Raw genomic sequence first — 14807 nt, 5'->3', positions numbered from 1 at the left:
TATAGCTACTTCCTGCGCTTTCCACATCCCCCCGCACGCTTTTTTAACTTCCCTTTCGTTTTGCCATGATCGGTTTCATATAAATCTCCACAAAATCCATTAGTTACATTTCATCACATTTTTTGGCGCTACTCTGATCACAGAAAACAAGAATCGTAATCTGATAATCAAATATCGGAATATTCTCGCTTGCAGGGATGGTTTACAAGAACTGTAACCGGTATCAGCGAGCGTTGTGAGCGTTAAGGATGCGTAATGAAAAGTGAAATTCTCTCCGCAAAGGAGAAGATTGGCTACGGCATGGGCGATGCCGCCAGCCACATTATTTTTGATAATGTCATGTTATACATGATGTTTTTTTATACCGATATTTTTGGTATTCCCGCCGGTTTTGTTGGCACCATGTTCTTACTGGCACGTGCACTGGATGCCATTTCCGACCCTTGCATGGGACTGCTGGCCGACCGTACCCGCTCGCGCTGGGGCAAGTTCCGCCCATGGGTACTGTTTGGCGCGTTACCGTTTGGTATCGTCTGTGTTCTGGCCTACAGTACGCCGGATCTCAGCCTGAATGGCAAAATGATTTATGCCGCTATTACCTACACGCTGTTGACCCTGCTGTATACCGTGGTGAATATCCCTTACTGCGCGTTGGGCGGCGTTATCACTAACGACCCGACGCAGCGCATTTCGCTGCAATCCTGGCGCTTTGTACTTGCCACGGCGGGTGGCATGCTTTCTACCGTGCTGATGATGCCGCTGGTGAAGCTGATCGGCGGTGAGAATAAGGCGCTGGGTTTCCAGGGGGGCATTGCAGTGCTCTCAGTGGTGGCATTCCTGATGCTGGCGTTCTGTTTCTTCACCACTAAAGAGCGTGTAGAAGCACCTGCGACGCAGACCTCCATGCGCGAAGATCTGCACGATATCTGGCACAACGATCAATGGCGTATCGTTGGCCTGCTCACCATCCTGAATATTCTGGCGGTTTGCGTGCGCGGCGGGGCGATGATGTATTACGTCACCTGGATTCTGGGAAAACCGGAGGTGTTTGTCGCGTTCCTCACCACCTATTGCGTCGGCAACCTGATCGGCTCGGCGCTGGCGAAACCGCTAACCGACTGGAAATGTAAAGTGAGCGTTTTTTGGTGGACCAACGCCTTACTCGCAGTAATCAGTGTGGCGATGTTCTTCGTACCGATGCACGCCACGATCGCTATGTTTGTCTTTATCTTCGTGATTGGCGTGTTGCACCAGTTAGTCACACCTATCCAATGGGTGATGATGTCTGACACCGTTGACTACGGTGAATGGTGCAACGGCAAACGCCTGACGGGGATCAGCTTTGCCGGCACGCTGTTTGTGCTGAAGCTGGGCCTGGCACTGGGCGGCGCGCTGATTGGCTGGATGCTGGCCGGCGGTGGCTACGACGCGGCGGCAAAAACACAAAACAGCGCCACCATCAGCATTATTATCGCGCTGTTTACCCTCGTTCCGGCGATCTGCTATCTGCTAAGCGCCGTGATCGCCAAACGCTACTACACCCTGAAAACGCCATTCCTGAAAAACATCATGGAACAGCTGGCGCAGGGCGCCCATCGCAACGAGCAACAATTTATGCGTAAAGAAATTCAGAACTAAAGGAACAGACCATGAAAATTAGCGACGGAAACTGGCTGATCCAGCCTGGCCTTACTCTCATTCATCCTATTCAGGTGTTCGACGTGGAACAGCAGGGTAATGAGATGGTGGTCTATGCCGCGCCGCGCGACGTGCGTGAACGGACCTGGCAGTTAGATACTCCGCTGTTTACGCTGCGCTTTTTCTCCCCGCAGGAAGGGGTGATTGGCGTACGAATGGAACATTTTCAGGGCGCGCTGGATAACGGCCCGCATTATCCGCTGAACGTATTACAGGACGTGCAGGTCGAGATACAGAACAACGCCGGGTTTGCCGAGCTGAAAAGCGGCAACCTGAGCGTTCGTGTGACCAAAGGCGAACTCTGGTCACTGGATTTTCTGCGCAACGGTGAGCGTATTACCGGCAGCCAGTTGAAAAATAACGGTTACGTACAGGATGCCAACAGCGGTCGCAACTATATGTTCGAACGTCTGGATCTGGGGGTAGGAGAAACCGTCTACGGGCTGGGCGAGCGCTTTACCGCGCTGGTGCGTAACGGTCAGACCGTCGAAACCTGGAACCGCGATGGCGGCACCAGTACTGAACAATCGTACAAGAATATTCCGTTTTATCTGACTAATCGCGGCTACGGCGTGCTGGTGAATCATCCGCAGTGCGTGTCGTTTGAAATTGGCTCTGAGAAAGTCTCCAAAGTGCAGTTCAGCGTTGAGGGCGAATATCTGGAATACTTCGTCATCGACGGCCCGACACCAAAAGAGGTGCTTAACCGCTACACCCGCTTCACTGGTCGCCCGGCGCTGCCGCCTGCCTGGTCGTTTGGTCTGTGGCTGACCACCTCGTTTACCACCAACTATGACGAAGCGACGGTCAACCGCTTTATTGACGGCATGGCCGAGCGCAATTTGCCGTTGCATGTCTTCCACTTCGACTGTTTTTGGATGAAGGCCTTCCAGTGGTGTGATTTTGAATGGGACCCGGTGACCTTCCCCGATCCAGAAGGCATGATCCGCCGGCTGAAGAAAAAAGGGCTTAAAGTCTGCGTATGGATTAACCCGTATATTGGGCAAAAATCGCCTGTTTTTAATGAATTGAAAGAGAAGGGGTATTTGCTTAAGCGCCCGGATGGTTCCCTCTGGCAATGGGATAAATGGCAGCCCGGACTGGCGATTTATGACTTTACTAACCCGGAAGCCTGCCGGTGGTATGCCAACAAGCTGAAAGGGCTGGTGGATATCGGCGTCGACTGCTTTAAAACCGACTTTGGCGAGCGAATCCCGACGGATGTGAAGTGGTTCGATGGCTCCGATCCGCAGAAAATGCACAACCATTATGCCTACATCTACAACGAACTGGTATGGAACGTGCTGAAAGAGGCCGTAGGCGTTGAAGAGGCGGTGTTATTTGCCCGTTCCGCCTCGGTGGGTGCGCAACAGTTCCCGGTGCACTGGGGCGGTGACTGCTACGCCAACTATGAGTCGATGGCGGAAAGCCTGCGCGGCGGGCTATCCATTGGGCTGTCTGGTTTTGGCTTCTGGAGCCATGATATCGGTGGATTTGAGAACACCGCGCCAGCGCACGTTTACAAACGTTGGTGCGCGTTCGGGCTGCTCTCCAGCCACAGTCGTCTGCATGGCAGCAAATCCTACCGGGTGCCGTGGGCCTATGATGACGAGTCCTGCGATGTAGTGCGCTACTTTACTGAGCAGAAATGCCGGATGATGCCGTATCTGTATCGGCAGGCGGCACTCGCTAACGTGCAGGGAACGCCGATGATGCGTGCAATGATGCTGGAGTTCCCGGACGATCCGGCGTGCGATTATCTTGACCGCCAGTACATGCTGGGTGATGCGGTGATGGTTGCGCCGGTGTTCTCTGAAGCGGGCGACGTGCAGTTTTATCTGCCACAGGGGTGCTGGACGCACCTGTGGCGCAATGATGAAGTGCAGGGTAGCCGCTGGCATAAACAGCAGCATGACTTCCTGAGCCTGCCGGTATACGTGCGTGACAACACGCTGCTGGCGTTGGGGAATAATAGCCAGAAGCCCGATTATGCCTGGCATGAGGGCACTGCGTTCCAGCTCTTCCATCTGGAAGACGGACGCGAAGCGGTGTGTGAAGTGCCAGCGGCGGATGGCTCAACGATCTTTACGCTGAAGGCGAAACGTAGCGGCAACACTATTACGGTGAGCGGCGAAGGTGAAGCGCGCAACTGGACGTTGTGTTTGCGTAATGTGGCTCAGATTAGTGGTATCAAATGCGGTTCATATGCGGGGAGCGAACAGGGCGTGGTAGTCACGCCGCAAGGGAATACGCTGGTGATTACGCTTTAAGTCGGCATTGCCGGATGGTGTTGCGCTTATCCGGTTTACAGATGGCCCGGTAAGCGTTAGCGCCTCCGGGCCATCTGTTGTTATTGTGCAGGCGGCGCAGTAACGTCCCCACTGGACACTACGCCCGCCAGCATCGTTTGCGTCACCTGCTGTTTCTGCGCGTTCACCGCGTGTAATTGTCCGTTTACCGTAGGCTTTAACGGCGCATCGGCCTGAATATTGCCGCTGGCGGTGAGTTGAATATTGCCATCACCGCTCATCGGCAGGGCCGGCCATCCCCATTGTTGCAATACGTCCATCGGTACGCCGCGTGCGTTCAGGCTGATCTGCGTCTGACGCTGCGGAAGTTGCGATATGCTGGCGGTGGCTTCCAGTATTCCTTTCCCGGTAAACGCACTCAGATCGCTGATGTTGACCGTACTGGCATTGGCCGTCAACGACAGCGACGGTCGGCGCACGTCTACACGGTTAAAGGTCGCCGCTGCGGCATTAAGCGTCGCGTTTCCACTCCATACACCCCACTGATGATTCTGCACCAGGCCCAGGTTCGCACCGTATCCGTCCAGGGCGGTAATTTGCCACGGAAAGGCCGGATCGATATCAATTATCAGATTACGGCTGGCGCTGAATTTTTTCAGCGTCAGGCTGTTCAACCAACCGGGCAACGGTTTCATCCATAACTGCTTCCAGTTTTCCGGCAGCGTATACTCCAAACCAGCGATAGCGGTATCGTCAAGGATGAGTGCTTTACCCTCACGTAACCAGGCGCCGGAGGTTCTGACCATACCGCCTTCCCAGCGGGTGGTGAACTGACGCAATGCCACGCCCTGTGGAGAAAACTCAGCGTTCAGAATGGGATCGAGAAAGTGCAGCGAGCCATAAATAAACTCGCTGGCGTTCATCGATAATTTACCTTCCTGACTTTGCCAGTCTTCTTTGTGCAGAGTCAGATTGCGCAAACTCAGATCAAGATCGGTGACGGCCCAGTCTGGTCCTTGCAGGCTGGCGTCCGTCACTTCAAGACGGCCAATCTGTAAGGAGGGAATCGTGGTCAGCGGCGCAAAGAACTCGCTCAGGGATTTATCGCTTTGTAGCCGAATATCATTCAGCCGCAGGTTTTCAACAACCCAACTCCCGTCAGCATTACGCCGGGCAACGCCGGTTAGCGCTCCACGCGCCATATCAGCGCCAACTGTGTTTAACATCACCTGATTATGGTCGATACTGCCCTCAATAAGCACATTGGTGGCGGGAACATCGTTTAAGGTCAGCGACCCCGCGCTTAGTTGAACCTGTGCTTGATTACCTAATACCTGTCCGGCTTCTGGTCGCCAGGGCATAATGCCGCCGTTAACGCGCTGGGCGCTTAATCGCCATTCACTGCCGGGACTATTCAGAGCCATATTACGAAGTTGCAGACGGTCGGCCTCAAACGGGAAGGGCGCGGTTTGCACTGAAATATTCAGCGTGCCGTCCTGCAATAGAATTGTGTCGACATGCAGAGGTGCAGTTAACTGGCGAATGCTCAGGCCAATATCCACGGTTTTGGCGACCAAAGTGGCAGGCTGGCCATCCCGGCCAAAGGTCACATTCTCAAGCAAAAGATGAGATGGGGCGGAAAAATGGTGATCCATCACGTCGAACGTCAAGTGATAACTGCTGTTCTCTGATACCCAGTTGCTAACCTGATCCGCGCCCCAGCGCGTTTGCAACAGAAAATAAAAGCCGAAAATCACCACTAAGCAGGTGACCAGCACGTAGAGAAGTACCTTCCCGATCAATTTCATGGTCTTCCATCCCGTGAAATGCACATAGGGGTTTTATGCACGATTTACGTGCAATCCTCAAGACAGGAATGGTGAAAGAGCGTTACAGCGGCGGCAAAGCGGGTCGCCGCTGTATAGTGTTTACGGTTTTTCTGGCGGGAGTACCAGATTCAGAACAATGGCCGTGATACCGCCAGCGGCAATCCCGGATGAGAGTAAATTTTTCACCCATTCCGGCGCGAACTGCAGAATTTGCGGCTGTTGAGAGACGCCAAGCCCTACGGCCAGCGACAGAGCGATAATCAGAATTGCACGGCGGTTCAATGGCTCGCGAGAGACAATACGTACCCCGGAGGCGGCAATAGTGCCAAACATCACCAGCGTAGCGCCACCCAGCACCGGTTCCGGAATATGCTGTACAAAACCGCTTACCGCCGGGAACAGGCCGAGCACAATCAGCATCAGCGCGACAACAAAACCGACATAGCGACTGGCGACGCCGGTCAACTGAATCACGCCGTTATTCTGCCCGAAGCAGGAGTTCGGGAACGTATTAAAGACCGCAGACACAAACGAGTTAAGACCGTTAGCCAGCACGCCGCCCTTTAGCCGTTTCATGTACAAGGGGCCGGATACCGGCTGCTCGGAGACATCAGAGGTGGCGGTGATATCGCCGATAGTCTCCAGCGAGGTAATCATAAAGACCAGCATCAACGGCAGTAACAGGTTCCAGTCAATGCCCAGACCATAATACAGCGGGGTCGGCACCATCAGGATGTCCTGTGAGACTGGCGCGTTATTCTCAGGCAACATGCCCATAAACCAGGCCAGAAGATAGCCTGCCGCCATGGCAATAACCAAAGAAGCCACCCGCAGGTAGGGATTACGCTGCCGATTCAGCAGGATAATAATGGCCAGGACGACGCCGGCCAGCAGCAGGTTTTTCGGTGCGCCAAAGGTGTTATCGCTCATAGCGGCATAGCCGCCGCCGATGGATGTTAACCCCACCTGGATCAGCGACAAGCCAATAATCATCACGACTACGCCGGAAACTAATGGCGTGATAATCCGGCGCGCCAGATGTAAAATCCGGGAGAGTACCATCTCGGTGCAGCTTGCCAGCATCAGCGTGCCGAACAGCGCCGCCATCATTGTCGGTACGTCCGCGCCGCCGGTTTTCAGCGCGGTACCGCCCATAATCAGTGGGGCGACAAAGTTAAAACTGGTCCCCTGGATGGATAACAGCCCCGAACCTACCGGCCCCCACGCTTTAATTTGAATCATAGAGGCTACGCCGGAGGCGAATAGCGACATGCTAATGATGTGCTGTGTATCCTGCGCTGGTAAACCCAACGCCTGGCAGATTAACAGCGCAGGCGTGATGACGGCGACAAACATCGCCAGTAGATGCTGACAGGCGGCAAAAAGAGTTTGAGGGAGCGGCGGGCGATCTTCAAGACGATAAATCAACTCGCTGTTTTGCGTCTGCGCAACCGGTTGCGCATCTGTCGGCTCGATGGCGTTCACGGACATCAGGGCATTCTCATGGTGGAAAAGCGGTGATTTTATCTGACCGGATAGCAAAAGCAAACGATTGCTAGCGAATATTCTTAATATTTAAAAAAGATAAATGCACCTTTTTATATAACTTTTTGCCTTTTTCTGCTTAAAATCCATGCCGACAACTCACAAAGAGCTAAAAAACTGACTCAGGAAATGATTTGTGCGCACATGTCAAAGCGTACTACAGGAGCGTTAAATGTTTGAACTCGATACCTTATCGACCCTTGTCGCCGCAACGCTGGTGCTGCTACTGGGGCGCAAGCTGGTCCAGTCGGTCTCCTTACTGAAGAAATATACGATTCCGGAACCGGTGGCTGGTGGGCTACTGGTGGCGATTGCTCTGCTGGTGCTGAAAAAAAGTGTCGGCTGGGAAGTGAATTTCGATATGACGCTGCGCGACCCGCTAATGCTGGCGTTTTTCGCAACGATTGGCCTTAACGCCAACCTTGCCAGCCTACGGAAAGGGGGGCGCGTCGTTGGGGTCTTTCTGATCGTCGTGGTCGGCTTACTGTTGATGCAGAACGCCATTGGTATTGGCATGGCAAGCTTGCTGGGGCTGGACCCGTTAATGGGACTGATTGCCGGGTCAATTACGCTTTCCGGTGGTCATGGTACCGGTGCGGCGTGGAGTAAGCTGTTTATTGAGCGTTACGGCTTTACCAATGCCACTGAAGTTGCGATGGCATGTGCGACCTTTGGTCTGGTACTGGGCGGGTTGATTGGCGGCCCGGTCGCCCGTTATCTGGTAAAACATTCTACAACACCGGATGGAATGCCTGATGATCAGGCTGTGCCGACGGCCTTTGAAAAGCCGGATGTAGGTCGTATGATCACCTCTCTGGTGCTGATTGAAACCATTGCCCTGATTGCTATCTGCCTGACCGTTGGCAAAATCGTAGCGCAGCTACTGGCCGGTACGGTGCTTGAACTTCCTGTCTTCGTTTGTGTGCTGTTTGTTGGGGTGATCCTCAGTAATGGTCTGGCGCTGGCGGGCTTTTATCGCGTGTTTGAACGTGCCGTTTCGGTATTGGGTAACGTCAGCCTGTCACTATTCCTGGCCATGGCACTGATGAGCCTGAAACTCTGGGAGCTGGCCTCTCTGGCGCTGCCAATGCTGGCGATTCTGGTGGTACAGACAGTATTCATGGCGCTGTACGCCATCTTCGTCACCTGGCGTATGATGGGGAAAAACTACGATGCGGCAGTGCTGGCGGCCGGTCATTGTGGCTTTGGTCTGGGTGCAACACCAACCGCAATTGCCAATATGCAGGCGATTACCGACCGCTTTGGACCCTCGCATATGGCGTTTCTGGTGGTACCGATGGTCGGTGCGTTCTTTATTGATATCGTCAATGCGCTGGTGATTAAGCTGTATCTGCTGTTACCGATTTTTGCGCAATAATCATCTGTGCGGCGGCTTCAAAACCGCCGCGCTTATCAGGCGTTAGAATAGCGTTCTGTTTCTGGCATCCAGCGTTCAATCAGCGCCGCTGCCTGTCGTGGGTAACGTTCATGAATGTGGCGCGCGATGCGCTGAACTTCCGGAATAATGGCCTGATCACGCAGTAAGTCAGCAACTTTAAATTCAGCATTTCCCGTCTGGCGAGTACCCAGTAGTTCCCCCGGGCCGCGAATCTCCAGATCCTTTTGCGCAATCACAAAGCCGTCATTGCTGTCACGCAGAACCTGAAGCCGTTTTTGTGCGGTTTTTGACAGCGGGGATTTGTAAAGCAGTACGCAGTGAGAGGCAACCGCGCCGCGCCCGACGCGGCCTCTGAGCTGGTGAAGTTGAGCCAACCCCAGACGTTCCGGGTTTTCAATGATCATCAGGCTGGCGTTCGGTACGTCAACGCCGACCTCAATCACGGTCGTCGCGACCAGTAAATGCAATTCACCCTGCTTAAAGGCGGCCATCACCGCCTGTTTCTCTGCCGGTTTCATGCGCCCATGTACCAGACCGATATTTAACTCCGGCAGCGCCAGCTTGAGCTCTTCCCGGGTCGCTTCCGCCGCCTGTGCTTCCAGCAGGTCGGATTCTTCAATCAGCGTACATACCCAGTAGGCCTGTCTGCCTTCGGTTGTACAGGCGTTGCGCACGCGGTCAATAATTTCATGGCGGCGAGTGTCCGGAATGGCAACGGTGGTGACCGGTGTACGGCCCGGCGGCAGTTCATCAATCACCGAGGTATCCAGGTCGGCATAAGCCGTCATTGCCAGGGTACGCGGAATGGGCGTTGCGGTCATGATCAACTGGTGTGGATGAAAGCCCTGCTGCTGGCCTTTTTCCCATAATGCCAGACGCTGATGAACGCCGAAGCGGTGTTGTTCGTCGATAATAACCAGCGCCAGGCCGTTAAACTGTACCTGTTCCTGGAAAATAGCGTGCGTGCCCACGACCATTTGCACCTGTCCGTTGACGATAGCTTCTTGCTGTGCCACTCGCGCTTTACCTTTTTGCTTACCGGCCAGCCAGCCGACTTCAATCCCGAGCGGAGCAAACCAGTTACGGAAGTTATTCGCATGTTGTTCTGCCAGCAGTTCGGTCGGCGCCATCAACGCGACCTGTTTACCGTGGGCAATAGCGCGTAAGGCGGCAAGTGCGGCAACCAACGTTTTACCAGACCCCACGTCGCCCTGAACCAGACGCATCATGGGGACGTCAAGCGCCATATCGCGTTCGATCTCTGCTACGACCCGTGCCTGTGCGCTGGTGGGTTTAAAGGGTAATGACGCTAACAGTTGATGTTTTAAGGTGTCATTGGTACTCAGCGGCTGAGCATGATAACGCTGCGCGCCTGCGCGAAGCGCCAGCATACTGAGATTGTGCGCCAGCAGCTCTTCAAGAATCAGGCGCCGCTGCGCCGGATGTTTGCCGGTTTCTAAATCGGCGAGCTGGAGCGTTGGCGGCGGGCGATGCAGCGTACGTAACGCCTCCGGCAGGCTCATCATGCCTTGCGCCAGTTCCGGTGGCAGTAGTTCGGCAATGGCGCACGTGCCGAGCAGTTCCAGCGCCTGATCGGTGAGCTTACGTAGTGTCGCTTGTTTCACACCCTCGGTGGTTGGATAGACGGGGGTGAGCGTTTCCTGAAGTACCGGCGTGCTGAGATCGCCCTGTACGCGGTATTCCGGGTGGATCATCTCTGCGCCGTATTTGCCACGCTTCGCTTCGCCGTAGGCCAGCACGCGTCGCCCCGTCGCCAGACTGTTTTTCATGGCCGCGCTAAAGTTGAAAAAGCGCATGGTGAGAATACCGGAGCCGTCGCTGATTTGGCAGGTCATCATCCGACGACCGCCGAAAGTGACGTTACAGTTCAGTACTTCACCTTCAACGGTGGCGTAGATGCCCGGCAGTAGCTCGCCAATGGGGTAGAGATGCGTTCGGTCTTCGTAACGCAGGGGAAGGTGTAACAGGAGATCCTGAACGGTATGCAGGCCGATTTTCGCCAGTTTGCCGCTCTGCGCCGCGCCAACACCCGTTAGCGTACTGAGCGGGACAGCGTCTAACAAGCGGCCCGACATGGCGCTTATCCTGCCGCCTGCATCGTCGCCCACCAGTCAGCATCGGCTTCGATTTCGCCTCGCTGGTTCACCAGGGGATAGGGCAGACCTTTACGTTTAGCGACTTTCGCCAGCACCGGATAGCCGCCTTCAAACAGCAAACGCTGCTGTTCAGCTTCCGGCAACATGCTGTTTTCACGCAGGTACATGCCTGCGTTTTGCCGCTGGCGCTGGGCTTCATAAAGAATGAGCGCGGAGGCGACGGAAACATTCAGCGACTGCACCATACCGATCATGGGGATAATGATATCCTGATCCGCCAGGTTTAATGCTTCCTGAGTAATACCGGTTTTTTCCTGCCCCATCAGAATACAGGTCGGGCGCGTATAATCTATTTCGCGAAAATCCACGGCCTTGTCAGAAAGATGGGTCGCCAGAACCTGCATTTCCCGTCCTTTCAAATGTGCTACTGCATCGCTAATGGTGCGGTGCGTTTTTACCTGGACCCAGCTGTTACTGCCCGCCGCCGCCGAGGCCATGGTACGCATACGGCTACCTGGCCAGACAGCATGGACTTCATGGACACCAACGGCATCTGCGGTACGAATGATGGCAGAAACGTTATGAGGTTTGTGGACTTGCTCCATGCAGACCGTCAGATCGGGCTGACGCCTGGCGAGCATTTCACATATCCGCGCATAACGTTGTGCATTCATTTACACTTCATCCTTCAAATTGCCTCTGTAGTCGCTGCGGATTACTCGGCCCTCCCTGGACCTCGCCCCTTACAGGGCCGCTACAAGCAGCGTTCAAATCTGCTCCCGGCAGATTTGTCATTCGCTTGCCGCCTTGAACAAGGCGAATGATTTTGTATAAAAAATTAGTTTCGGTTTCGGGTGACTTTAATGACGTCTGGCATCACGCGGATTTTGCGCATGATATTCGCCAGGTGTACGCGATCGCGCGCGGTAAGGCGAATAAAGGTGCTATAGACGCGACCATCTTTCTCTTCAGTATTCAGGCTCTGAATATTGGAGGTGGTAGTATTAATCGCCGCTGTCAGGTTAGCCAGAGCGCCCTGATGGTTAAACATTTCCACCTTGATTTCGGTAATGAATTCCTGCTCCGTCTCTTTGTCCCACTCGACCGCCATAAATTTCTCTGGCTCTTTCTGGTAGCCACGGATATTACGGCAGGATTCATGGTGGATCACCAGCCCTTTACCTGGACTGACGTGAGCGATGATCGGGTCTCCAGGTATTGGACGACAACACTTGGCAAAGGTGATCAGTACGCCATCCGCGCCTTTAATCGGCAGGTGGCCATGATTCGATTGCGCAACGGTCGGCACCACGGCTTCGCCTTGCTGCAGATTTTTCGCGACCACTACGCTCATCGCGTTGCCGAGACCGATTTCCGCCAGCAGATCGTCAAGTGTTGCCAGCTTCATACGATCCAGCTCGCGCTGGATATTTTCCTGCGGAATTTCCGCCAGCTTACGGCTGCCGCCTAAAGCATGGTTAAGCAGACGGCGCCCCAGGCTTACGGAATCATCACGTTTGAGGTTTTTCAACAACTGGCGAATCTTAGCGCGCGCTTTGGAACTGACGACAAAATTGAGCCATGCGGCGTTTGGTCGGGCGCCCGGCGCGGTAATAATTTCGACGGTCTGACCGCTGCTAAGTGGCTGCGATAGCGGATAAGGCTGGCGGTCGACACGCGCGCCAACGCAGGCGTGACCGATGTCGGTATGCACAGCATAGGCGAAATCCACCGGCGTGGCGCCGGCGGGCAGTTCAACAATGCGTCCTTCCGGGGTGAAAACGTAAATTTCATCCGGAAAGAGATCGGATTTTACGCTTTCGATAAATTCAAACGAACTACCGGCGCTCTGTTGCAGCTCAAGTAGGCTTTGCATCCAGCGCTGGGCGCGGATCTGCGCCGTGGTGCTGGTTTCACCGTGCTCTTTATAGGCCCAGTGCGCCGCGACCCCCATCTCTGCCATCTGATCCATATCTTCGGTACGAATCTGGACTTCAACAGGAACGCCGTGGGGGCCAATCATCGAGGTGTGTAAAGACTGGTAGCCATTCGCTTTCGGAATGGCGATGTAGTCCTTCACACGCCCCGGACGTGGTTTATAAAGGCTGTGCATCTGGCCGAGCACACGATAGCAGGTGTCGGAGTCATGGACGATAACGCGAAACGCATAGATATCCATGATCGAGTGAAACCGTTGCTCTTTGAGCACCATCTTGCAGTAGATGGAATAGAGATGTTTCTCGCGACCGCTAACGCGACACGGAATTCCCGCTTCCTGCAAACGCCCTTCGATTTCAGAGAGGATTTTTTGGATCATCTCTTTACGGTTGCCGCGCGCCGCTTTCACCACTTCTTTGATGACGCGGTAACGATTGGGATACAGCGCTTCAAAACCCAGCTCTTCCAGCTCGGTTTTAATGTGATGAATACCTAAACGGTGCGCCAGCGGGCTGTAGATTTCGAGGGTTTCACGGGCAATGCGACGACGTTTATCCGGACGAAGTGAGCCCAGCGTGCGCATGTTATGGGTACGGTCAGCAAGCTTAATGAGGATGACGCGGATATCCTGCACCATCGCCATAATCATTTTGCGAAAGTTTTCGGCCTGGGCCTCTTTCTTATCGCGGAACTTGAGCTTATCAAGTTTCGACACCCCCTCTACCAGTTCGGCAACGCTTTTACCGAAAAGCTGTTCCATGTCCTGATAGGTGGCGGGGGTATCTTCGATCACGTCATGCAGGAGCGCGGCCATCAGCGTTTCGTAGTCGAGTTTCATCTCGGCCAGAATACAGGCCACCGCTACCGGGTGCGTGATATAGGGTTCACCGCTTGAACGTGTCTGGCCCTCGTGAGCGTCACGTGCAACGAGATACGCCTGCCGAAGACGCTTAATCTGGTCTTCCGGCAGGTAGGTTTGAATCAGTTGATCCAGGCTTTCAAACAGATACAAGGGCGACCCGCTTTATGATTAACGACGACCTTCAGCAATAGCGGTAACGGCTTGTAATTCAGCGGCTTCCTGCTCTTGCTGCTCCTGGCGTTCGCGGACATCGAGAATCTGGTTGTTAATCAGACCTTCTTCGATTTCGCGTAGCGCGATAACAGTAGTTTTATCGTTTTCTTCCGGTACCAGCGGATCCTTTCCGCCTACCTGCATCTGACGAGCGCGACGCGCGGCGACCAGTACCAGGTCAAAACGGTTACCAATTTTCTCTACAGCGTCCTGAACAGTTACGCGTGCCATACTTAAAATGCTCCACAGGTGAAGAAATGACTGGGCATGATACTGAAAGTGGGTTCAGTCTGCCAACAATTTGCTGATTAAAGCGTCATGACGCTGCTTTTGGCGGCTCATGCGCAAACGTTCAGCGCGAATGATAGTTTTCAAGTCGCTTAGCGCGGTATCGAAGTCGTCATTCACAATAAGATAATCATATTCGGCGTAATGGCTCATTTCTGCAACTGCTTGCGCCATTCGTTTTGCAATGACGTCTTCGCTATCTTGCCCACGACCGCGTAAACGGCGATCCAGTTCGATCTTTGACGGCGGTAAAATGAAAATACTGCGTGCTTGCGGCATCTTTTCACGAATTTGCTGAGCGCCCTGCCAGTCGATATCCAGAAAAACATCGACCCCAGTTGCTAACACTTGCTCAATGGTTTCACGAGAGGTGCCGTAGTAATTGCCAAACACTTCCGCGTGCTCCAGAAACGCCTCTCTGCCAATCATAGTTTTAAACTCATCATGATTCACAAAGAAATAGTGTTCACCGTGTACTTCACCCGGACGCGGCGCGCGCGTGGTATGTGAAACGGAAACCTGAGTGTCATACAACGGTTGGGTTTTTAATAAAGCCTGAATCAGGCTGGATTTACCCGCGCCACTAGGGGCTGAAACAATATAAAGCGTACCTTGAGCCATGAGTATCTTACGTATGTGATTATCGAAATAGAGTCTTGATACGGGCTT

General features: G+C 53.9%; 10 protein-coding genes. 3 read left to right on the top strand and 7 right to left on the bottom strand.

Annotated elements, in window-relative coordinates; all coding sequences use genetic code 11:
* Window positions 1-255: 255 nt before the first annotated feature.
* On the top strand, window positions 256-1638 hold the full coding sequence (locus SBG_RS17295) for a glycoside-pentoside-hexuronide family transporter (RefSeq protein ID WP_000834248.1): 1383 nt from the start codon (window positions 256-258) through the stop codon (window positions 1636-1638).
* 11 nt (window positions 1639-1649) lie between these two features.
* Window positions 1650-3968, top strand: a complete 2319-nt coding sequence (yicI, locus tag SBG_RS17290; RefSeq protein WP_000703016.1) for an alpha-xylosidase — start codon at window positions 1650-1652, stop codon at window positions 3966-3968.
* Window positions 3969-4048: 80 nt separating this feature from the next.
* Here yicI and SBG_RS17285 read toward each other — a convergent pair whose 3' ends face one another.
* Window positions 4049-5755, bottom strand: coding sequence for an AsmA family protein (locus SBG_RS17285; RefSeq protein ID WP_000766634.1), 1707 nt, complete (start codon window positions 5753-5755; stop codon window positions 4049-4051).
* A 120-nt stretch (window positions 5756-5875) separates the two neighbouring features.
* The gene (gene xanP, locus SBG_RS17280; protein ID WP_000115432.1) at window positions 5876-7267 is read right to left on the bottom strand and encodes a xanthine/proton symporter XanP; all 1392 of its coding nucleotides are present in this window, start codon (window positions 7265-7267) and stop codon (window positions 5876-5878) included.
* A 226-nt stretch (window positions 7268-7493) separates the two neighbouring features.
* Between xanP and gltS the strand changes: the two genes are divergently transcribed.
* The gene (gene gltS / locus SBG_RS17275; RefSeq protein ID WP_000462244.1) at window positions 7494-8699 is read left to right on the top strand and encodes a sodium/glutamate symporter; all 1206 of its coding nucleotides are present in this window, start codon (window positions 7494-7496) and stop codon (window positions 8697-8699) included.
* Window positions 8700-8734: 35 nt separating this feature from the next.
* Here gltS and recG read toward each other — a convergent pair whose 3' ends face one another.
* The 5 genes from recG to gmk form a co-directional block, all read right to left on the bottom strand.
* Window positions 8735-10816, bottom strand: a complete 2082-nt coding sequence (gene recG / locus SBG_RS17270; protein ID WP_000016762.1) for an ATP-dependent DNA helicase RecG — start codon at window positions 10814-10816, stop codon at window positions 8735-8737.
* 5 nt (window positions 10817-10821) lie between these two features.
* On the bottom strand, window positions 10822-11511 hold the full coding sequence (gene trmH / locus SBG_RS17265) for a tRNA (guanosine(18)-2'-O)-methyltransferase TrmH (protein WP_000993817.1): 690 nt from the start codon (window positions 11509-11511) through the stop codon (window positions 10822-10824).
* A gap of 164 nt (window positions 11512-11675) precedes the next feature.
* Complete coding sequence (spoT, locus tag SBG_RS17260; RefSeq protein ID WP_000280461.1) at window positions 11676-13787, bottom strand: bifunctional GTP diphosphokinase/guanosine-3',5'-bis pyrophosphate 3'-pyrophosphohydrolase; 2112 nt, start codon at window positions 13785-13787, stop codon at window positions 11676-11678.
* Between the two features lie 18 nt (window positions 13788-13805).
* On the bottom strand, window positions 13806-14081 hold the full coding sequence (rpoZ, locus tag SBG_RS17255) for a DNA-directed RNA polymerase subunit omega (RefSeq protein WP_000135058.1): 276 nt from the start codon (window positions 14079-14081) through the stop codon (window positions 13806-13808).
* 54 nt (window positions 14082-14135) lie between these two features.
* Entirely contained in the window at window positions 14136-14759 is a 624-nt protein-coding gene (gene gmk, locus SBG_RS17250; protein WP_000046963.1) for a guanylate kinase, read from the bottom strand.
* Window positions 14760-14807 lie beyond the last annotated feature (48 nt).

Origin of the sequence: Salmonella bongori NCTC 12419, assembly GCF_000252995.1 — a bacterium.
GTDB classification, from domain to species: domain Bacteria; phylum Pseudomonadota; class Gammaproteobacteria; order Enterobacterales; family Enterobacteriaceae; genus Salmonella; species Salmonella bongori.
The sequence above is the reverse complement of the archived record's forward strand: the minus strand, read 5'-3'. Positions and strand labels throughout refer to the sequence as shown.

What these genes read in the sequence shown, in the direction of transcription:
- SBG_RS17285 (WP_000766634.1), bottom strand. Translation starts at nt 5,755, where the DNA reads ATGAAATTGATCGGGAAGGTACTTCTCTACGTGCTGGTCACCTGCTTA.
- gltS (WP_000462244.1), top strand. Translation starts at nt 7,494, where the DNA reads ATGTTTGAACTCGATACCTTATCGACCCTTGTCGCCGCAACGCTGGTG.
- xanP (WP_000115432.1), bottom strand. Translation starts at nt 7,267, where the DNA reads ATGTCCGTGAACGCCATCGAGCCGACAGATGCGCAACCGGTTGCGCAG.
- rpoZ (WP_000135058.1), bottom strand. Translation starts at nt 14,081, where the DNA reads ATGGCACGCGTAACTGTTCAGGACGCTGTAGAGAAAATTGGTAACCGT.
- trmH (WP_000993817.1), bottom strand. Translation starts at nt 11,511, where the DNA reads ATGAATGCACAACGTTATGCGCGGATATGTGAAATGCTCGCCAGGCGT.
- yicI (WP_000703016.1), top strand. Translation starts at nt 1,650, where the DNA reads ATGAAAATTAGCGACGGAAACTGGCTGATCCAGCCTGGCCTTACTCTC.
- SBG_RS17295 (WP_000834248.1), top strand. Translation starts at nt 256, where the DNA reads ATGAAAAGTGAAATTCTCTCCGCAAAGGAGAAGATTGGCTACGGCATG.
- gmk (WP_000046963.1), bottom strand. Translation starts at nt 14,759, where the DNA reads ATGGCTCAAGGTACGCTTTATATTGTTTCAGCCCCTAGTGGCGCGGGT.
- recG (WP_000016762.1), bottom strand. Translation starts at nt 10,816, where the DNA reads ATGTCGGGCCGCTTGTTAGACGCTGTCCCGCTCAGTACGCTAACGGGT.